General features: G+C 43.5%; 16 protein-coding genes and 1 riboswitch. Of the genes, 2 read left to right on the top strand and 14 right to left on the bottom strand.

All coding sequences use genetic code 11. The annotated features are described in order from the left end of the window. Positions 1–21: 21 nt before the first annotated feature. From M9R32_RS15680 to M9R32_RS15665, 4 genes are all read right to left on the bottom strand, one after another. Positions 22–381 carry a response regulator gene (locus M9R32_RS15680; protein ID WP_269927674.1) on the bottom strand — a complete coding sequence of 120 codons (360 nt, stop codon included), beginning with the start codon at positions 379–381 and terminating at the stop codon, positions 22–24. Positions 382–641: 260 nt separating this feature from the next. Next, on the bottom strand, positions 642–2,237 hold the full coding sequence (locus M9R32_RS15675; protein WP_269927673.1) for a CTP synthase: 1,596 nt from the start codon (positions 2,235–2,237) through the stop codon (positions 642–644). Positions 2,238–2,528: 291 nt separating this feature from the next. Then, on the bottom strand, positions 2,529–3,086 hold the full coding sequence (rpoE, locus tag M9R32_RS15670; protein ID WP_269927672.1) for a DNA-directed RNA polymerase subunit delta: 558 nt from the start codon (positions 3,084–3,086) through the stop codon (positions 2,529–2,531). 66 nt (positions 3,087–3,152) lie between these two features. Continuing rightward, positions 3,153–3,317 (bottom strand): hypothetical protein, encoded by a 165-nt coding sequence (locus tag M9R32_RS15665; protein ID WP_269927671.1) that lies wholly within the window; start codon positions 3,315–3,317, stop codon positions 3,153–3,155. 164 nt (positions 3,318–3,481) lie between these two features. Here M9R32_RS15665 and M9R32_RS15660 point away from each other — a divergent pair, with 164 nt between their 5' ends. Together M9R32_RS15660 and M9R32_RS15655 are read left to right on the top strand one after the other, a co-directional pair. After that, positions 3,482–5,014: a hypothetical protein gene (locus M9R32_RS15660; protein WP_269927670.1), complete on the top strand. Its 1,533-nt coding sequence runs from the start codon at positions 3,482–3,484 to the stop codon at positions 5,012–5,014. 92 nt (positions 5,015–5,106) lie between these two features. Continuing rightward, positions 5,107–5,484, top strand: coding sequence for a YhfM domain-containing protein (locus M9R32_RS15655; RefSeq protein WP_269927669.1), 378 nt, complete (start codon positions 5,107–5,109; stop codon positions 5,482–5,484). A gap of 378 nt (positions 5,485–5,862) precedes the next feature. Here the strand turns inward: M9R32_RS15655 and icmF are convergent, their stop codons facing one another. The 10 genes from icmF to M9R32_RS15605 form a co-directional block, all read right to left on the bottom strand. After that, the gene (gene icmF / locus M9R32_RS15650; protein WP_269927668.1) at positions 5,863–9,123 is read right to left on the bottom strand and encodes a fused isobutyryl-CoA mutase/GTPase IcmF; all 3,261 of its coding nucleotides are present in this window, start codon (positions 9,121–9,123) and stop codon (positions 5,863–5,865) included. Next, on the bottom strand, positions 9,120–9,755 hold the full coding sequence (locus M9R32_RS15645) for a TetR/AcrR family transcriptional regulator (RefSeq protein ID WP_269927667.1): 636 nt from the start codon (positions 9,753–9,755) through the stop codon (positions 9,120–9,122). Before M9R32_RS15645 ends, icmF begins: the two co-directional genes overlap by 4 nt. Before the next feature lie 12 nt (positions 9,756–9,767). Then, positions 9,768–10,907, bottom strand: a complete 1,140-nt coding sequence (locus M9R32_RS15640) for an acyl-CoA dehydrogenase (protein ID WP_269927666.1) — start codon at positions 10,905–10,907, stop codon at positions 9,768–9,770. 235 nt (positions 10,908–11,142) lie between these two features. After that, positions 11,143–12,279, bottom strand: a complete 1,137-nt coding sequence (locus tag M9R32_RS15635; RefSeq protein WP_269927665.1) for an acyl-CoA dehydrogenase — start codon at positions 12,277–12,279, stop codon at positions 11,143–11,145. A gap of 12 nt (positions 12,280–12,291) precedes the next feature. Further along, complete coding sequence (locus tag M9R32_RS15630; protein WP_269927664.1) at positions 12,292–13,143, bottom strand: 3-hydroxybutyryl-CoA dehydrogenase; 852 nt, start codon at positions 13,141–13,143, stop codon at positions 12,292–12,294. A 35-nt stretch (positions 13,144–13,178) separates the two neighbouring features. Then, positions 13,179–14,372 (bottom strand): acetyl-CoA C-acetyltransferase, encoded by a 1,194-nt coding sequence (locus M9R32_RS15625; RefSeq protein WP_269927663.1) that lies wholly within the window; start codon positions 14,370–14,372, stop codon positions 13,179–13,181. 459 nt (positions 14,373–14,831) lie between these two features. Beyond that, complete coding sequence (locus M9R32_RS15620) at positions 14,832–16,979, bottom strand: (Fe-S)-binding protein (RefSeq protein ID WP_269927662.1); 2,148 nt, start codon at positions 16,977–16,979, stop codon at positions 14,832–14,834. A 200-nt stretch (positions 16,980–17,179) separates the two neighbouring features. Further along, positions 17,180–18,643, bottom strand: coding sequence for an adenosylcobinamide amidohydrolase (locus M9R32_RS15615; protein ID WP_269927661.1), 1,464 nt, complete (start codon positions 18,641–18,643; stop codon positions 17,180–17,182). Between the two features lies 1 nt (position 18,644). Then, the gene (locus M9R32_RS15610; RefSeq protein ID WP_269927660.1) at positions 18,645–19,640 is read right to left on the bottom strand and encodes a FecCD family ABC transporter permease; all 996 of its coding nucleotides are present in this window, start codon (positions 19,638–19,640) and stop codon (positions 18,645–18,647) included. Next, positions 19,633–20,598, bottom strand: a complete 966-nt coding sequence (locus tag M9R32_RS15605; protein WP_269927659.1) for an ABC transporter substrate-binding protein — start codon at positions 20,596–20,598, stop codon at positions 19,633–19,635. Before M9R32_RS15605 ends, M9R32_RS15610 begins: the two co-directional genes overlap by 8 nt. Before the next feature lie 137 nt (positions 20,599–20,735). Continuing rightward, positions 20,736–20,925: riboswitch (cobalamin riboswitch) on the bottom strand. Positions 20,926–21,230 lie beyond the last annotated feature (305 nt).

The raw sequence follows: 21,230 nt of genomic DNA, 5'->3' as shown, positions 1-21,230 counted from the left end.
GTTTGCCACTGCCTGCTTGTGTCATTCTTTTAACATTCCGTTTACAGCATCGCGCACTTCGTAAATATCAAAGGGCTTTGTGAAATAATGTGAAGCTCCTAAATCCATTGCTTCTTTGATTAAATCTAGTTCTCCGTACGCCGTCATCATTACGACCGGCAAGTCAGGCGTGCGCGATTTGATACGTTTCAAAATTTCGATTCCATCCATTCCCGGAATCTTCATATCTAGGAGCACACCGTCCGGCTTAACTCTTTCGGCTAGTTCTAGTGCCTCAATTCCATTCGCAGCCAAAAATGTCGTGTAACCTTCACGTTTAAACACTTCATTTAATAACAGGCGAATCCCTTGTTGATCATCCACAATCAGTAATTGTTTCATGAAAATGTTCCCCTTTGCTTGCACTGGTACTATTCTTAATAATTCTACAATCTTTTCCAATATCCTGCATAAAACAAGCGGTAATTAATAAATATTTGTTATTTAACACGAAAAGAATAAGTTCTTTTATTATGATACAGGAATTCAACTAAGATTAGTGTAATTTTTTTGAAATTCTTAAAGTCAGAAGTCGGACAAATATTGTACAAACCATATAAAAACCCGCTCCTTCATTTCTAAGGAGCGGGCTTTCGTACTTATTATTCCCCTACTGCCGCTTTGATGAACTCGCGGAATAGTGGTTGTGGACGTTGTGGACGTGAGATGAATTCTGGGTGGAACTGGGATGCCACGAAGAATGGGTGATTTGGAATTTCGATCACTTCGATTAATCGGCCATCTGGGCTCGTACCAGAGAAGATGAAGCCTGCTGCTTCAAATTGCTCACGGTATTCATTATTGAACTCGTAACGGTGACGGTGACGCTCGTATACTAACTCTTGTCCGTAAGCTTCGTAAGCTTTAGAGCCAGGAACCAGTTTACAAGGTTGAAGTCCTAAGCGTAGTGTGCCGCCTAAATCTTCGACGTCTTTTTGTTCTGGTAACAAGTCGATAATTGGGTATGGTGTTGCTGGATTTAATTCTGCAGAATGTGCATCTTTCATATCCAAAATGTTTCGTGCAAATTCAACAGTTGCTAATTGCATTCCTAAACAAATACCTAAGAACGGTACATTGTTTTCACGTGCATAAGCAGTTGCAGCAATTTTCCCTTCAACTCCACGGTCACCGAAGCCACCTGGAACCAATACGCCGTCAACGTCGCTTAACCATTCAGCTACATTGCCTTCGTTCACGTGCTCAGCGTTGATCCATTTCACTTCAACGTCCGCATCAAATGCAAACCCTGCATGTTTCATCGCTTCAACGACTGAGATGTACGCATCTTGTAATTCAACGTATTTACCAACTAAACCAATACGCACTTTTTTCGATAAGTTTTTCACGCGGTCAACTAAAGCAGTCCAATCGGTCATGTCTGCTTCAGGTGCTTTGATGCCGAAGTGGTCCAACACGATTTGATCCATATGCTGTTCTTGAAGCATCAATGGCACTTCGTATAATGACTCTGCATCACGTGCTTCGATTACTTCGCTTGCTTTAATGTCACAGAACAAGGCAATTTTATCTTTCATATCTTGTGGCACTGCATATTCCGTACGCACCACGATGATGTTTGGCTGAATTCCTAAGCTGCGCAATTCTTTTACGCTATGTTGCGTAGGTTTTGTTTTCATTTCGCCTGCAGCACGGATGTATGGAATTAACGTACAGTGGATGTACATAACGTTATCCGCACCGAAGTCGCCTTTCATTTGACGGATTGCTTCAAGGAATGGCAGTGATTCGATATCCCCTACTGTTCCACCAATTTCAGTGATGACGACATCTGCATGTGTTTCTTTTGCTGAACGAACCAAACGTTCTTTAATTTCATTTGTGATATGTGGAATAACTTGAACTGTTCCGCCCAAATAGTCGCCACGTCGTTCTTTTTTCAACACTGCAGAATATACTTTTCCTGTTGTTACGTTTGAGAATTTGCTAACGTTAATGTCAATGAAACGCTCATAGTGTCCAAGATCCAAGTCTGCTTCTGCACCGTCGTCCGTTACATAAACTTCCCCATGTTGGTACGGGCTCATTGTACCTGGGTCTACGTTGATATAAGGATCGAATTTCTGGATTGCTACATTCAAACCACGATTCTTAAGTAAACGGCCAAGTGATGCCGCGGTAATCCCTTTACCAAGTGATGAAACTACGCCACCTGTTACGAAAATATATTTTGTCAAAGCTAACTCCTCCTGTAAGGTGTATTTGTGAATTTGGGTGAGGCATGCTGTTAAAAAGTTCTAGATCGTTTCAAGTTTCGGCTCGATTCCAAGTTTTGAAACTTAGTGAAAACTTCTTTTCTTACAGTTTTCCATAACTTCGAACTAATGTTGCGCTTTACACTTTTAAAATAAAAAAAGCGCTCCACCTGCAGTGTTTGCAGGGGGAGCGCATTATATAAGCGTTCAATCTCCCTTTTTAGGGAGCCCAAGTAAAAGAGTAATCGGAATGACCAAAGAAGTCAAGATTTATTATACTTCGTCTTCGTCTTCTTCTTCCTCATCTTCTTCGTCCACGATTTCGAATTCATCGTCTGTATCAAGAAGTTCTTCAGCAGCCACTTCTTCGATTTCCTCGATTTCTTCTTCGTCGTCGTCTTCATCCAAATCGAAGTCTTCGTCTTCGCCATCTACCTCTTCAACGAATTCATCGAAGTCTTCTTCGAATGCGATTTCATCATCATCTGAATCATCTTCCAGATCGTCTTCATCCAAAGCCGCTTTTGCTTTCTTCTTGCGAACTTTTACAGTTGGCGCAGTTTCTTCTTCAATCTGCTCCACTGGGTACCACTCACGTAAGCCCCAACGATTTTCCGAGATCGCAAGGAAACGACCATCGATGTTCATATCTGTATAGTACTGAAGCATACGTTCTTTCATTTGTGCATCAGTGAAATGATTTAATTTTTTAATCTCATCTAGTAATTCTTGCAAAGTCAGAGATTCGTGTTTTTCTTCCAAGACTGCATATCCTAAATCTATAAACGATTCTTCACTTAGTTGTTCTGTTGTCATTTCACGAAATTTCAAATCGTGCACGTCCTTTCTACATACGTTGGCATAATAACCATTATATACAAACCTCATTGAAATATGCTACCGTGATTTGTTGTTTTTTGATTCACGAACTCTCAACCAGCCAAAATAAAACAAGTAAATCGATAATATTAGCAAAGGAATGGATCCCATTTGCTTATTATACAAGAAAAACGTCACGATAAGGCATGCCAAAATCACGACATAATGTATGGTATTTTTCATGATTGACATCCTCCTAAATCCTCTTGTTCTATTATACCCAAATAAGTTAAGAAGTTCGTCATTTTAACTAGAGATTCCGAATATTATTTGATTTCTAACATTTATATAATTGGAAAACTATGCCATAATAATGAAAAATACTTCTTTGTGCAAAGGACTCGATGATGAACAGAAAAATTAAACTATACACGATGGGACTCTTTCTCCTATTGATAGGTTCCCAGTACTGGGTCACCTTAAATGAACAGAAAGCGCCTCCTTCTCCTGAATGGAGCCGATCTTTTCCTACAGATGACCAGGCCAGTGATTATGTAAAACTCCAAAGTGTGCCGACTGAAAATGGCCACGCCATTAGCTTGTTGAATTTCAGACAGCTGGATTTGTATGATTGTACATTAAATATGGATTGTAAAAAAACGTGGTCAAATACAGAATTAAACGCTAAGAAGAATTCGTGGAGCGACGGGAAAACTTCCTATTATCTCGTTGAAGATTCGCTTATTCGTTCTACTGTTTCCGGTGAAAAAGAGATGATTGCCGACCAAGTAGAGGATTTCACGAAATCCCAGGATACACTCGTTTATTGGACAACTGACCAAAAAGTGTTCATTGAACAAGGCAATACAGTCCTTGTCTCATACATTATTGAGAAACCGATATTCACAGCAAATATTGTGGGAGAGAATATTTTCATCCTTACACGTGATGTGCTCACGAATCGGTTCAGCGTGTATGAGGCTGATGAAGACATGCACGAGCTGTTCCAGTTCACCACGAACTCCAGTGAAATCATTCAATCGATGACGATTTATTCAAAGTCGAATCAGCAATTCGGCATGCTATTGGATATTGAAATTAATTCTGGTGGCTCGCGACAAAAAACTATCCGAACAACCACTTTCAATTTGGCTAATCAAGAAACGCCTTCATTCTCTGAACTTACTTTTGTCGATCAGAAATCCGGTGTCGAATTATCAGACGTTCGTTTCCCGAATCTCTATGTCGGAAACACCGATACATATATTTCTTTCACCGCTTCGCATTATGATTCCACTGGTAAAAAAGTGAATCAGGCGTATGTCGGTGCTGCAGACGATGAACGTATTGAGGCATCGGCTTCAACGAAAGTTGGAGATCTTTATACCAATCCGATTCTACTCAATGACGATACCCTGGCTTATTTCCAATCAAACGGAACTGTCCAGAAACTAATGTATTCTTCAACCACTGAAGAAAAACGCGAACAAAGTTTTAACGGTCTTGAAGGAGACAACAAAGAAGCACTCTATACGATGTTAACGCTCCTGTTTAACGGTTTCGTCATGATGTTGCTATCCTTCACTTGGCTCGTGCCGGCTTTAAGTATTGGGTACGGTTCACTAGCTTTGCTTCATAAATACCGTAGTGCCAATGCCTACTTGATTGCTTTGTTGGTGAATGCATTTTCTTTGGTTGTCAGCCAACTCATCCTGTTCTCAACTGTCTTCAATACGGAGAAAATTGTCATGAAAGCTCCGTATATAACTGAGGTTTGGCAACTCAACTCGATACTTATTTTCGCTGGTATTTTATGTTTAGTTCCTATTTTCTTGTCTCGTACAAAAGTGACGGAAGACAATGGCAATGCGTTGATTTTATATTCGACGGCTGTGAATTTCATGATTCTATTTTTCTTGATTGGCCCGTATTTTTTATAAGGGTTTGTTAGAGAAGAATGATGCAATTTAGAGAAACAAGAATTTGAAACTTAATGATAAAACTCTCGTCAAATTTCAGAAGGGGGATTATTGTGAAGATATTATGTGTGTTAATTATTGTAGTTGGACTTATATTAGTTGGTTGCTCCCAAAAACAAGAGATAAAAAAAAGTGCATCTCCTCTTGAAACCAGTTCTGAAACAGTTACTACCACTAAAGCAATTACTATAGAACTTAAAGAAACAGAAGAAATTGACCTTTTTACAAAAGCAGTAAACGATTCAATCAAAGAGCCAGGTATTGTCAATATGACAAATCCACAATATCAGTTCACTATCGGTAAAGAATCCTATTTACTTTGGATAGCTGAAGATTCTGGCACAATCATGAACACAAAAGACACCCACACGATTTATTCCTTGCCTAGTAGTGCAGTCGAAGAAATTTATGAGTTTGTTAATAAAGGTTAACTAATCTTCAACAACTAGCAAAGTTATAAGTGTTAAAACAATCCCGTTTCCTTGGCGTCTTGCCGTGGAAGCGGGATTTTTTGTATAGATAGGTTAGCCTTCCCTCACAGAAACGAGCCTGCAGCGAATAGTGGAATGGCTCCTATTCAGCTTTAAAAGATTTTATGGTTTTATTTTCGCTGCGCTGCTGTTGGGAGAAGGGATGTCTCGGGGTTTTTCTTGTTTTCAGACGTGGACGCAGATTTTTCAGACGTCATTGTCATTTTTTCAGACGTCGAGCTCCATTTCTCAGACGTCAACTCCAAAAAGTCGGACTGAGCAACCGCTCAGGTCACACGATAAAGAAGAGAGACCCGACAAGTCGGGTCTCTCTTTACATTACATATTACGACGGTATTGGCCGCCTACTTCGTATAGTGCGTTGGTGATTTGACCAAGTGAGGCCACTTTGACTGTGTCCATCAGTTGTTCGAAGATGTTACCACCTGTTACGGCTACTTCTTTCAGGCGTTTCAATGCAGCTTCTGCTTCTGCAGAGTTGCGTTGTTGGAAGGCACGCAAGTTGAGGATTTGTGTTTCTTTTTCCTCCGTTGTGGCACGTGCGATTTCCATGTTGTCAATGCTTTCTGCTGAAGGCGGGTTCGGGTTCAAGTATGTGTTCACACCGATGATTGGTAGCTCGCCTGTATGTTTCAGCATTTCGTAATGCATTGATTCTTCTTGGATTTTTCCGCGTTGATACTGCGTTTCCATAGCACCAAGCACGCCACCACGATCATTGATGCGGTCAAATTCAGACAGTACTGCTTCTTCCACTAGGTCCGTCATTTCTTCAATAATGAACGCCCCTTGTAGTGGGTTTTCGTTTTTCGCAAGACCGTGTTCTTTTGTGATGATCATTTGAATCGCCATTGCTCGACGAACAGATTCTTCAGTTGGCGTTGTAATCGCTTCGTCATACGCATTTGTGTGAAGTGAGTTACAGTTATCCTGCAACGCCATTAACGCTTGAAGTGTTGTGCGGATATCGTTGAAATCGATTTCCTGTGCATGCAAGCTTCTACCAGACGTTTGTACATGGTACTTCAGTTTCTGGCTGCGGTCATTTGCGCCATATTTATCACGCATAACGACTGCCCAAATACGACGAGCGACACGGCCGATTACTGTGTACTCCGGATCTAAACCGTTTGAGAAGAAGAACGATAAGTTTGGTGCGAAATCATCGATGTTCATTCCGCGGCTCAAGTAATATTCAACATATGTGAAGCCGTTTGCCAGCGTAAACGCCAACTGTGAAATTGGGTTCGCTCCCGCTTCTGCAATATGGTAGCCAGAAATCGATACGGAATAGTAGTTGCGTACTTTTGAATCGATAAAGTACTGTTGGATATCACCCATCATGCGAAGTGCGAATTCCGTAGAGAAAATGCATGTATTTTGTCCTTGGTCTTCTTTTAAAATATCCGCTTGAACAGTTCCACGAACAACTTGAAGTGTTTTCTCGCGAACTTCCGTGAATTCTTCAACCGTCAATGTACGACCTAACTTCTCTTCGTTCAGCTTCACTTGTTGGTCGATTGCCGTGTTCATGAACATTGCCAAAATGATTGGCGCAGGTCCGTTGATCGTCATCGACACCGAAGTGGAAGGAGCGCACAAATCAAAGCCATCATAAAGTTTCTTCATATCATCCAGCGTACAAATGCTTACGCCTGACTCTCCGACTTTCCCGAAAATATCTGGACGCTCATCTGGATCTTCCCCGTAAAGCGTTACCGAATCGAAAGCAGTAGATAAACGTTTTGCATCGTCGTCTTTTGATAAGTAATGGAAGCGGCGGTTTGTGCGTTCTGGTGTTCCTTCGCCAGCAAATTGACGTTTTGGATCTTCCCCTTCACGTTTGAACGGGAATACGCCTGCTGTATACGGGAATGAACCTGGTACGTTTTCTTTATACACCCAGCGTAAAATTTCACCATAATCCACGAACTTCGGTAAGACAACTTTCGGGATTTTCAGGCCAGATAGGCTTTCCGTACGTAAAATGGTGCGGATTTCTTTATCGCGAATTTGAGTGACGAATTCGTCTCCCGCATACGCTTCTTTCAACGCTTTCCAGTTGTCCAAAATGCGTTTGGATTCAGCAGTCAATTCGTCACGTACCCCTTGTGCAAGGGAAGTTAATGACTCAACTAATGCATCGTTCGGAGCTTTTTCGTTCACTGCTTCAATCGCGCCTTCCAATTGGAACAAACGACGTGCGAATTCCACTTGTTGGTTCGACTTTTTGTGGTAGCCACGTACGGCATCCGTGATTTCACGTAAGTAGTAACGACGTTCATTTGGAATGATAACGTTTTGCTTTTGCGTTTTCACAAATTGCTCGTACGAAGTTTCCCAGTTCGTGCCACATACTTCATTGACACGTGACACTAAAGCAGCGAACAAAGAGTTCGTCCCTTTATCGTTGAACTGGCTAGCGATTGTGCCGTAAACAGGCATTGTATCAATACTTGCATCCCATAAGCCACGGCTGCGTTGGTATTGTTTTTGAACTTGGCGAAGCGCGTCTTCCGAGCCTTTGCGCTCGTATTTATTGATGACGATCAAGTCAGCGTAATCGATCATATCGATTTTTTCCAGTTGTGAAGGAGCGCCGAATTCACTTGTCATGACATACATCGAAACGTCTGCCACGTTCGTGATTTCTGCATCCCCTTGCCCAATTCCACTTGTTTCCACGATGATCAAATCGTAGCCAGCCACTCGTACTACGTCGAGTACGTCGCCAATGGCACCTGATAATTCTGTACGTGAACCACGTGTTGCCAGGCTGCGCATGAAGACACGTTTGTTGAAGATTGCATTCATGCGAATACGGTCCCCAAGTAATGCCCCACCCGTTTTTTGTTTCGTCGGGTCAATGGAAAGAACCGCGATTTTTTTATCCGGTAATTCCGATAAGAAACGGCGAATCAATTCGTCCGTCAATGAAGATTTACCAGCTCCACCTGTACCTGTAATTCCTAGTACTGGCGTGCCTTTAGATAGTTCGCGTGCTTTTTCTACCAATGCTTTTGCTTCCGCATTTTCTTTGTTAGCGCCGTCTTCAGCCACACTGATTAAATGTGCTAATATTTCCGGATGTTCCGTATCGACTTGAGCCAATTGCTCAATAGCATTGTTCGCTTCAACTGCTTTGTCACAGTCTTCCACCATGCGATTGATCATGCCTTGAAGACCTAGTGTACGACCGTCTTCTGGTGAGAAAATCCACGCGATGCCGTAATCATGGAGTTCTTTGATTTCTTTAGGAATGATTACACCGCCACCACCGCCGTAAATGCGGATATGTGGTGCGCCTCGTTCTGCCAGTAAATCGTACATGTATTTAAAGTATTCGACATGCCCACCTTGATAAGATGAAATCGCAATTCCGTGTGCATCTTCCTGAATTGCCGCATTCACGACTTCTTCCACGGAGCGGTTATGCCCTAAATGAATAACTTCAGCACCCGTAGATTGCAGGATGCGACGCATAATGTTGATTGAAGCATCATGCCCATCAAATAGACTTGAAGCCGTTACGAAACGTACGTGGTTTTTTGGACGATAAATTTCCACTGTTGCTGTCATGCTTTTCCCCCATTCCCTTGTATCCCTTGTAAGAAAAATGTCGTTTGCTGATTAATGAACTGTTCGATGGTTAAATCGCGATGAAGCCCCCAACGTCTGAATGACCACATTTGCCCCTGGACCACGATATGGTGTGCCGCTAATTTCACGGCATCCTCAGACAATTGCAGTTCACTCGATTTGCGACAAGCTTGAAGAATGTCTTCAAAAATGGCCACCATCTCGAGTTCTTTTTTCAATACATATTGCAATGCATCTTTTGGCAGTGATTTCGATTCCTGGTACATGACCATGAATTCATCCTGCATTTCATCAATAAGCAAGTAGTAGTGACGAATTGCTGTTTTCAAGCCATCCAGTGTCCCTGCTTGTGTTGGAAGTGCAGTCAGACGTTCCTGCACTTCTTCATAAATACTGTCACACACTAAATACAACACGTCTTCTTTCGTACGAATGTATTCATACAATGTGCCGATACTGAATCCCGCTTCTTTCGCGATTTCACGAGTCGTTGTGCGATGAAAGCCCTTTTGTTTAAAGAGCGCGACAGCCCCCTGAATCATTTGATTCCGGCGTTTAGAAATTAGGCTTTCATCTTTTACGGAGGACTGGACTTCGCGCTTGGACTTCATTTGCGTCACGACTTACTTCGTTAACATACGAGAAATAACAAGACGTTGAATCTCTTGTGTTCCCTCGTAGATTTGCGTAATTTTCGCGTCGCGCATGTAACGTTCCACCGGATAGTCTTTCGTATAGCCGTAACCACCGAATACTTGAACAGCTTCCACTGTCACTTTCATTGCTGTATCTCCAGCCATTAATTTTGCCATCGCCGATTCTTTCCCGTATGAGTGGCCATTTGATTCCAACCATGCTGCTTGGTACGTTAACAGACGAGATGCTTCGATCGAAGTAGCCATATCAGCCAATTTGAACGATACCCCTTGGTTTGCAGCGATTGGTTTGCCAAATTGAACGCGTTCTTTTGCATATTCAACTGATGCGTCAAGCGCCCCTTGAGCAATACCGACAGCTTGTGCTGCAATTCCGTTACGACCGCCGTCCAGCGTCTTCATAGCGATGATGAATCCTTCGCCTTCAGCACCTAGCAAGTTTTCTTTCGGGATGCGGCAGTTGTCGAAAATGATTTCCGTTGTTGGAGATGAACGAATGCCGAGTTTCTTTTCTTTCTTCCCAACCGAGAAGCCTTCGAAATCAGCTTCAACGATAAATGCACTTGTACCTTTATGTTTTGAAGTTGGATCTGTTACTGCAAATACTACGTAGATGTCTGCAATTCCACCGTTTGTGATGAAGATTTTCGAACCATTCAACACATAGTGATCGCCATCAAGTTTAGCTGTTGTTTTCATGCCGCCCGCGTCAGAACCTGAACCAGCTTCTGTTAAACCGTAGCCGCCAATTTTCGTTCCTTCAGCCATTGGACGAAGGTATTTTTGTTTTTGTTCTTCGTTGCCGTATTTGAAAATCGGCCATCCAGCAAGTGATGTATGAGCTGAAAGTGTTACACCTGTTGATGCACAAACGCGTGATAGTTCTTCAACAGCGATACAGTACGCAAGGTAATCTGAACCAATTCCGCCGTACTCTTCAGGCCAAGGAATCCCTGTTAAGCCTAGCTCCGCCATTTTGTCGAAAATTTCACGGTCAAACCGTTCTTCTTCGTCACGTTCTGCAGCAGTTGGTGCTACTTCTTTCGTCGCGAAATCGCGAACCATTTTACGAATCATTTCATGTTCTTCTGTTAGTTTGAAGTTCATTTTCCATTCCCCTTTTTAGTTGATATTTTAGGATTTCTTTATGTTGTGATTAGATTTTCGTTGCAACGTACTTCCATGTTTCGAAGCTAGCGTAGCGATGCAGAAACAGGCGGACGCTTTCCGCGGGCGGTCCGTGAGTCTCCTCGTCGCAAGCTCCTGCGGGGTCTCACCTGGACACGCTTTTCCCGCTGGAGTCGCCGCCTTCCACTACAATCACATAAATCAACAGGTTTAGTTATTTAAGTAAATGCTTACCGATTACAAGTCGTTGAATTTCCGACGTGCCTTCATAGATTTCCGTTACTTTTGCGTCGCGGAAATAACGTTCTACTGGGTAGTCTTTTGTGTAGCCGTAGCCACCGAATACCTGCACGGCTTCAATCGAATTTTCTACTGCAGTTTTTGAAGCGAATAATTTCGCCATAGATGCTTCTTTTCCACATGAAATCCCACGTGAACGTAAATCTGCCGCACGATAAACTAACAGTTTCGATGCTTCGACTGCTGTAGCCATATCCGCTATTTTAAAACCAACACCTTGTTGCGCAGCAATTGGTTTGCCGAATTGCACGCGCTCTTTTGCGTACCCTACTGCCGCTTCGTAGGCAGCTTCTGCTATTCCTAGCGCCTGTGCGGCAATACCAATTCGGCCGACATCCAGGTTAGCCAAGGCAATTTTAAACCCATCACCTTCTTGACCTAATAAGTTTTCAGCCGGAACTTTCATATCTTCGAACGTCAGTTGCACGGTACGTGAACCATGTAAGCCCATTTTGTGCTCATCTTTTCCGATAATCAGACCTGGTGTGTCTTTATCAACGATGAAAGCTGATACACCTTTAGAGCCTAATGATGCGTCAGTTGAAGCGAACACAATATAAACGTCAGCTTCTCCACCGTTCGTAATGAAAACTTTCGAACCGTTAATGGTATAATGATCCCCGTCTTTAACTGCCTTCGATTTCATAGAACCGACATCTGAGCCTGCAGATGGTTCAGTTAAACAAAATGCGCCTAAATATTCGCCAGCCGCTAATTTCGGGATATATTTTTGTTTCTGATCTTCGTTACCGAAGTACAAAATCGGGTTCGTTCCCACTGATGTATGAACAGATAGGATGACTCCGACAACTGCACTCACTTTTGATAATTCATGAATGGCAATAATGTAGCTTGTGAAATCCATTTCCGAACCGCCGTACTTTTCTGGAATCGTGATGCCCATTAAGCCAAGCTCCGCCATTTTATTTAATACTTCACGAGGAAATTCGCCTTGTTCCATTCTTTCAATGAACGGTTCGATTTCCGTTTTGGCAAAATCACGTACCATATTGCGCATCATGATTTGTTCTTCTGTAAATTTCAATTCCATTGGTAATGCCCCCTATTCGTACTCGTAAAAACCGCGACCTGTTTTCTTACCTAACCAGCCAGCTTTTACATATTTGCGAAGCAGTGGACATGGACGATATTTGCTGTCGCCGAAGCCGTCATGCAGGATTTCCATAATATACAGACACGTATCAAGACCGATGAAATCTGCTAATTGCAAAGGTCCCATTGGATGATTCATGCCAAGTTTCATCACATCGTCAATGGCTTCTTTCGTCGCCACACCTTCGTACAATGTGTAGATGGCTTCGTTGATCATCGGCATAAGGATACGGTTTGAAACAAACCCTGGGAAGTCGTTTACTTCAACAGGCACTTTGTTCAGTTTTTTCGTCATTTCTTCGATACTTGTGTAAACTTCATCTGTCGTAGCAAGTCCACGGATGATTTCAACCAGTTTCATAACCGGTACCGGATTCATGAAGTGCATGCCGATTACTTGTTCAGGACGGTTTGTCGCTGCAGCGATTTCCGTGATTGGCAATGAAGACGTATTTGAAGCAAGGATTGCGTGCTTCGGTGTAATTTCATCAAGTTGCTTGAAGATCGACTGTTTGATTTCCATGTTTTCTACAGCCGCTTCAATAACTAAATCAACGTCTGATGCATCATTTAAATCCAGTGATTTTGTGATGCGAGAAAGCACTTGTTCTTTCTCGTCTTCTGTCATGCGTCCTTTTTCCACATTGCGTGATAAGTTTTTTGTAATCGTCGTAAGTCCGCGTTGGAAAAATTCTTCTTTCATATCATTCAGTTTCACGTCAAAGCCAGCTTGTGCACACACTTGTGCAATTCCTGACCCCATTTGACCTGCCCCGATTACGAGTACTTTTTGAATTGTCATCCTGTTGTCCTCCTCTATTGGTTCACGCTCATATATTAAGCTTTAGGAACTTCGATCATGATTGCATCGCCTTGACCGCCACCTGAACAAATTGCTGCGATTCCGATTCCACCACCGCGACGTTTCAATTCATACGCTAATGTCAAAATAATACGTGCGCCACTTGCCCCGATTGGGTGACCAAGTGCTACAGCACCACCATTTACGTTGACTTTCGATTCATCCAGGTTCGCGATATGTGCAGATGCCAAAGCGACTGCTGCGAATGCTTCGTTGATTTCGAACAAATCGATTTCTTCTAGTTTTTTGCCTGTTTTTTCTAAGATGGCATTGATCACAAGACCTGGTGTTTGTGGGAAGTTTTCTGGCTCAATTGCCACTTCCGCGTGACCGATTACGTAAGCAAGAGGTGTTTTTCCCTCCGCTTTCGCTTTGTCTTCACTCATCAATACTAGTGCTGCCGCTCCATCATTGACGCCAGGTGCGTTACCCGCTGTGATTGTGCCTTCTTTACCGAAAACCGGCTTTAATTTTGATAATGATTCAACTGATGTGTCACGACGAGGTGCTTCGTCCTGGTCGATTTTTAAAGCATCGCCTTTACGTTGTGGAACTTCTACTGGTGCAATTTCTTCCGCAAATATTCCTTTATCGATTGCTTTTAACGCTAAATCATGACTGCGGAATGACCAAGCATCTTGCGTTTCACGAGACAACTCGAATTGCTCAGCCGTTTTATTGCCGTACGTGCCCATGTGTACTCGTTTCGGATTGAATGAACATGAAAGTCCGTCAAAAAGCATGCCATCGACCATTTGTGCGTCGCCCATGCGTAAACCGAAGCGACCTTTTGGTAAGTAATACGGAGCGTTTGACATCGACTCCATGCCGCCAGCAACGATTGTTTCTTCTTCACCTAAACGGATAAGTTGATCTGCCAACGTGACTGCACGCATACCAGATGCACACACTTTGTTAATTGTTTCTGTTTTTACGCTCCAAGGAAGGCCAGCTTTCGTCGCTGCCTGGCGAGAAGGAATTTGTCCTTGCCCAGCTTGCAAAACCGTCCCCATGATCACTTCATCCACTGATACCGGGGCAACGCCCGCACGGTTCAATGCTTCTTTGATGGCTACCCCACCTAAATCGCTTGCAGAAAGTGAAGAAAGTGCTCCACCCATTTTCCCGAATGCTGTACGTGCGCCTTCTAAAATAACTGTTTTTGTCATGATTGTTGCCTCCTTTGATTTGTATACGCTTACAGTTTTGTGTTTTTAAAGTATTGCGACAATTTATTGTGTGGATATGTGATTTTTCTCTGGAATTAACGGGGCACGTAGGAAAAAACGCGCTTCACGTAGGAAAAATCAGAGTCTTGGTTGTAATTATTGACGTTGACGTAGGAAAAATCGACGTTCACGTAGGAATGGCCTATTTTGTCGGGTGCTTTGTTGGAGAAACCTTTGTGCCTGCGGTTACTCGGCACAGAAAACATTTGCTCCTGCATCGCTGCGCTAGCTTCTTCGCGGAAAAACATTTGCTCCTGCGGTTACTCGTCGCAAATAAAAAACTCTGCGAGTTTTTTATTGACTGAACGCTCGCTCGGCGTTTACTCAGAGAAAAAGGGAGTTCTAGGACTCCCTTTTCCAATTGGTTTTATTGTATCGAATATTTACTAATTTATCAATCTACTGAACGATTGGTTGTGGTTCTTCTTCTTCGACTGGTGGCAGTGTATTGCCTAGTACTGAGCGTTCTAGTAGTTCTGCGATGTCGTAAGTGCCGATTGTTTCTTCTACTTCTTTTGCTTTTGTACCGTCTGAAAGCATGGTTAAGCAATAAGGACAACCTGATGAGATCATGGTTGGGTTTACGGCAATTGCTTGCTCTGTACGTGCTACGTTTACACGGTTTCCAACATGTTCTTCCATCCACATCATACCGCCGCCAGCTCCACAGCACATGCCGGTTTCGCGTGTACGATCCATTTCCACAAGCTTGACGCCTGGGATGGCACGTAGGATTTCACGTGGTGGGTCGTATACGTCGTTGTAACGGCCTAAGTAACATGAATCATGGAACGTGATTGTTTCGTTGATTGCATGTTGCGGTTTCAAGCGGCCTTGTTGCACTAAGTCATATAGCATCTCGGTATGGTGAAGAACTTCTCCACTCCATCCGAAGTCTGGATATTCGTTTTTAAAGATATTGTATGCGTGCGGATCGATTGTGACAATTTTCGTTACGCCTGCTTTTTCAAACTCAGAAATATTTGATCCCGCTAGCTCCTGGAATAGGAATTCGTTCCCTAATCGACGTGGTGTGTCGCCAGAGTTCTTTTCTTTGTTTCCAAGAATCGCGAATTTCACGCCAGCTTCGTTCATTAAACGAGCAAATGCCACGGCGATTTTTTGTGAACGGTTATCGAATGAACCCATTGAGCCCACCCAGAATAAGTATTCAAATTCTTCGCCAGCTTTTGACACTTCTTTCACTGTTGGAATGTGCACGTCTGGACGTGCTTCACGCCAGTTTTCTTTTTCTTTACGGTTTAGCCCCCAAGGATTTCCTTGGCGTTCGATGTTTGTCATCGCACGTTGTGCATCTCCGTCCATACGTCCTTCCGTCATTACTAAGTAACGGCGAAGGTCGATGATGTGAGACACGTGCTCGATCATAACTGGACATTGGTCTTCACAGTTACGGCAAGTCGTACATGCCCAAAGCTCTTCTTCTGTAATAACGTCCCCGATCAATGCGGGGTTGTAAATATCTTCGATGACTGCACCATCCACACGAGCTGCCACTGCTAATTGGTTACCTTGCGTGTTAGCAAAGGCCATTGCAGGAACCCATGGTTTTTGCTGAGTCATGACAGCACCCGTATTTGTCAGATGGTTACGTAGTTTTGTAATCAAGTCCATCGGTGACAGCATTTTACCCGTTCCCGTAGCTGGACACATATTTGTACAACGTCCACATTCAACGCAAGCATATAAATCGATCAATTGCTTTTGTGATAAATCTTGAATCTTGCCGACACCGAATGATGCCTCTTCTTCTGCTTCTTCATCTTCAGCTTCTTCGAAATTAATCGGGCGAAGTTTTCCGACGTTATCTGTGCGGTTGAAGTACGTGTTTGCAGGTCCTGTAATTAAGTGGAAATGCTTCGATTGAGGCACATACACTAAGAATGTAAGCAGGAATAGTAAGTGAACCCACCACATGATATAGAAAATCGTGATAGCTGCTGTTTCAGGCAGGAATCCGAAAATAGTTGCTACTGAAGATGCAACTGGCTCTGCCCATGTTGCTGCGTGATCGTGCCAAATCATGCCCATTCCGTTTCCGACTAATACGGAAACCATTAATCCACCGATGAAGATTAGAACAAGTCCTGATTTCCATCCGCGTTTCAATCGCACTAATTTTTCAATGTAACGACGGTAGAATGCCCACACAACCGCAACAAGAATCATTAATGTGACGACTTCCTGGAAGAATGTGAATGCCGGATACAATGGACCTAACGGTAAATGTGACCCTGGCTTCAAGCCTTTCCAGATAAAATCGATTGCCCCAAATTGTACAAGAAGGAATCCGTAGAAGAACATCACATGGATGATTCCGCTTTTCTTATCCTTCAATAATTTCTTCTGGCCAAAGACATTGACCATGATTTTTCGCATACGCTCTTTGAAATTATCTTCGAACTCTACTTTCTTACCGAGTTTGATGTATTCATAGCGTGTCTTCAGCAAATACGTGAAAAGACCGACTGCGTAAGCGGTTACAACTAAGAATAAAAACCAGTTTGCAATTAATAACGGGTTCATCGCTCTCTCCCCTTCCCTTTGTTAAAATCAGTTATTTGTTATTATTCTAATAACATCAGTTTAGTAGATTGATGGTATGTTGTCGATGTTAACTTTAAGTTTAAAACTGAATGAGCATTCAGTCAATAGAAAATCTATAGAACTTTCTGGCAAGTCACTTTTCTTTCTCTCAAATAAAAAACGCAATCTCTAGCAGCTGTTTAAGCTGTTGAAGATTGCGTTTTTTGTATCGCTTTGACTGTACATTCGAAGACTCCTCGGCCAATCACTTTACCAAGTTCGGTGACGGGGCCAGCGTACGGATAGCTTTGTCCTTGTTGTGTAGCCGCAACGAGTAAACTGTCCGTTGGCGTACCTGTCGCGAGTGTTCCGGTGAATGGATCAAGGATCTGTTGCTCGTATAGAGCCTTTGTCTTGGCTTCCGTTGCCGTAATCATCGCTTGAATAAAAGCTTCTTCGGAAAGATTTCCGTTGATGATGATCCATGTGTTAATGGTTCCCACTGGCGCTTGTCGGTCCTGCTCGAATGATTTGGAAACGTCGATGGCATTTCCGACACCTGCCGTAACAGCGATGGTGATGCTACCAAATTCCATCGGGTAATCGGCAATTTCCACATTGCTCGGAGAAATGGCGGTCATCATGCCTACCGTGTCTGTTGGAATGAAACCGTGAGTTTGCAGGTACGAGAACATATCAGCGGCAATGTTTTCATGGTCATAGGTAGGCGGGACGCACCGGTTGATGAATGTCCGATACCAACCGGAACCTGCATTGACGACAGCCGATGAGACGGTTTTGAGTGGATGTGCGGATTGCAGCAGCACGTATTCATCTTCTATACGGAAGTTGCTTTTATTGACCCAAAAATCGGTCTGAAGCTTTTGCACGTTTGGCATGAGTGTAATTTGCGGCTTCGGTTGCTCAGGGTGTGGATGGGTACTGACCCGTGCTTTGTAGACGTTTTCGATTTGTTGGTCCTTTATGACGACGTGTGGTTCGCCAAGGTGTTTGATTGAGCCGTTTTCCATGAGCAACAGTCGGTCGCAATAAAGGGATGCGAGATTGATGTCGTGGAAGACGGAGATAATGGTCATTCCTTTTTCGATGCATTGCTTTTTGATGGTGTCGAGCAGTTGTGTCTGGTGTGCAATATCGAGATGGTTCGTCGGTTCGTCGAGCAATAGGAGTGGTGCTTGTTGCGCCGACGCTTGTGCAACGAAAACACGTTGTTGTTCACCACCTGATAGTTGGTCGAGTGATGTATGTTCGTATTTTAAAACATCCGTTAACTTCATGGCTTCCACGACGGCGGCTTCGTCTTCAGCTGACCAGGAAGAAAACCATCCTGTCTGATGCGGGTATCTGCCGAGTGACACCGTTTCGCGTACGCTATGGGTAAACGCATGCGCATGGAGTTGCGGCAACACGGCCATTTGTCTAGCCAGTTCTTTTGTTGAAAAAGTTTCGATTGCTGCACCATTTAGTGTGATGCTGCCCGTACGTGCGGGCAAAATACCACTGATGACTTTGAGCAAAGTCGATTTTCCGCTACCGTTCGGTCCTAGAATCCCAAGCATTTCACCTTTTTGGACTTCAAACGAAACGTCTTTCACAACAGGGACTTCCAGATAGCCGCCTGATAATTGATGAATGTGCAACATCTTACATCCCTCCTGTTCGGCGTTGATTGAAGAAAATAAAAGCGAATACCGGTGCGCCGATAAATGCCGTAATCACACCGATTGGCAGTTCCGTAGGTGAGATGATGGTTCTGGATACGAGATCACAAACAATGAGCAATGTCGCTCCGTTTACTAAAGATAACGGGAGCACGTGGCGATGATCTGCCCCCCACAACAAGCGGACAATGTGAGGGACGACAAGACCGACAAATCCGATGGTACCGGATACTGCCACTGCAGCCCCCGTCACCATGGATCCTCCGATCAAGATCATCATTTTACGTTGTTTTACATTGACGCCTAAATGTTTGGCGCGTTCTTCTCCAAACAGCATTGCATTCAGTTCACGACGGCTCACCCACATTAAGATGGAACCGATAATCATGAAAGGTAAGGCCATGTTCACGTAATCCCAGCCACGCATGGAAACACTTCCAAGTAACCAGCCGATGATTTGTCGCAGTTCTTCCCCCGTCAAAGCAATCATCAGTGAAATGATCGAACCAAGAAAGGAGCTGAAGATGATGCCCGTCAAGATGATGGTTTCCATTTTCATGGAACGGTCTACGAGTTTAGCGAATCCGATTACGCCAAGCATCGTTAAAAATGCACCAAGCATGCTGAAGACAGGTAAGGTGAAGATGCCTAAAAACGGGATGGAAATGCTAAAAAATAATGTGATAACTGCCCCTACTGATGCACCAGATGAGATGCCAAGCGTGTATGGATCAGCGAGCGGGTTTTTGAGTAATCCTTGAAAAGCCGCTCCTGCAATGGCAAGTGAAGCACCTACCATTCCTGCCAGCACTACCCGCGGCATACGAATATTCCATAAAATATTCGCAGCACCCGCATCTGCCGAGCTGTTCCATAATGTAGATATGGGAATGGCTACCGTGCCAACCGTTACACCAAAACCGATTGACACGATAAGGGCTATGATTGACACAAAGTATGCCAAGATTTTTTTACTCACCGAAAGCCTCTGGGTAAATAGCTTTCGCTAATACTTCAAGTCCGTCTGCTAAACGTGGGCCCATGCGGCCTGTAAGATCTGCATCAACATCCGCAACTGCTTTGTTTTTAACAGCCGTGACGTCAGCAAAACCATTGCGTTTGAGGACTAAGTTTGTTGCATCTGGTGTATAGGCTCCGTATGTAGTCAAGATGACATCCGGATTGCGTTTCACGATTTCTTCCGGGTTCATTTTGACCCAGCCGTCTAAATCGGCGATTACGTTTTCTGCGTTAATCATTGTTAGCATTTCGTTCATAATCGTATTGCCAGCTGGCGAATAGATTTCAGGCTCAGGTGAAATTTCTACCAGCACGTTCTTTTTCGTTTCCACATTTGCCGTTTTTTCCTGGACGTCTTTCACTTTCGCTTTCATGTCTTCCACAATTTTCGTTGCTTCCGCAGATTTATTTGTTACTTTCCCGATTTCTTCAATTGTTTCGTATGTTGCGTCAAACGATTCAGCATTCGTCACTGTGTAAACTTGAATGCCCGCATCACGCAGTTGCGTAAGTCCTGCATCCCATGTTCCAAGAGCTGATTCATGTGCCAATACGAGGTCCGGGTTTAAGCTAATGATTTTTTCTACGTTGAATTCCATGCCACCAATTTTTTCTTTTGATGCAGCTTCTTCTGGGTAATTATCGAAATCGGACACCCCGACAATTTCTTCTTCCAAACCAAGTGCATAAAGAATTTCTGTATTACTTGGAATCATGGAAACGATTGCTTTTGGCGGTTCTTCCAATGTGATTTCATTGTCCGTTACGTCTTTTACGGTAAGTGGGAATTTCGTTTCTTTCCCTTGTTCCGTTTCCGGTGTTGCGTCTTCTGCAGGTTTTGCTTCTTCCTGCCCACAAGCAGTCAGTAGGATCGCCACAAGTGCTGTTGCGACCCATAGTTGCCAAATCTTCTTCATTGTTGATTTCCTCCTTGATGTGAATGTTTTTGGACATAAAAAAATCCTCCGCGTTTAGTCGGAAGATGGCTGGTTGAATAAAGGCTTTGCTAATTAAGCGCAAGCTGATTCACACCATTCCTATCCTCGTAGGTTTGCGGGTGTTGCGCACGTAGGCAGGTCTCCTGGCTTGTGATCAGTGGTTAGCGCGTCTTCCCAAAGCAATGTTTGCTTCAGTGACTTCATGCGCTTTCCTCTCACATACAGTGGCGGGACCGCGTCGGATTTGAACCGACTTCCCTTTTAACTCTGCGATTGAAGCAGAGCACCTTCGTGTTGGGGCTATGTAATTCATTTTTCATTATACATGATTTGTGTTTGGTGTCGAGGGGATTTTATGAGGTGGGTTGGTTAGAATGCTTGAATGCATGCCGAAACTGCAGATATCGGGAGAAGTTGTTTGGATATCGAGAAAAATTCGGGGTGAGAGGAGAACCCGAATTGCCTTGGTTGTAATAATCGGCGGTGACGGTTTGGCCCCCTCTATTTAGACACCATCTTTAAAAATTAAAGACTAATCTTTTGTGAATGGCCATTATTTTCTTGAAAACGTCTTAAAAACTGGCAAGGTGAAAGATAATTTAAACTTCCAT

The organism is Paenisporosarcina quisquiliarum (genome assembly GCF_027563315.1).
Lineage (GTDB): Bacteria > Bacillota > Bacilli > Bacillales_A > Planococcaceae > Paenisporosarcina > Paenisporosarcina quisquiliarum.
The sequence above is the reverse complement of the archived record's forward strand: the minus strand, read 5'-3'. Positions and strand labels throughout refer to the sequence as shown.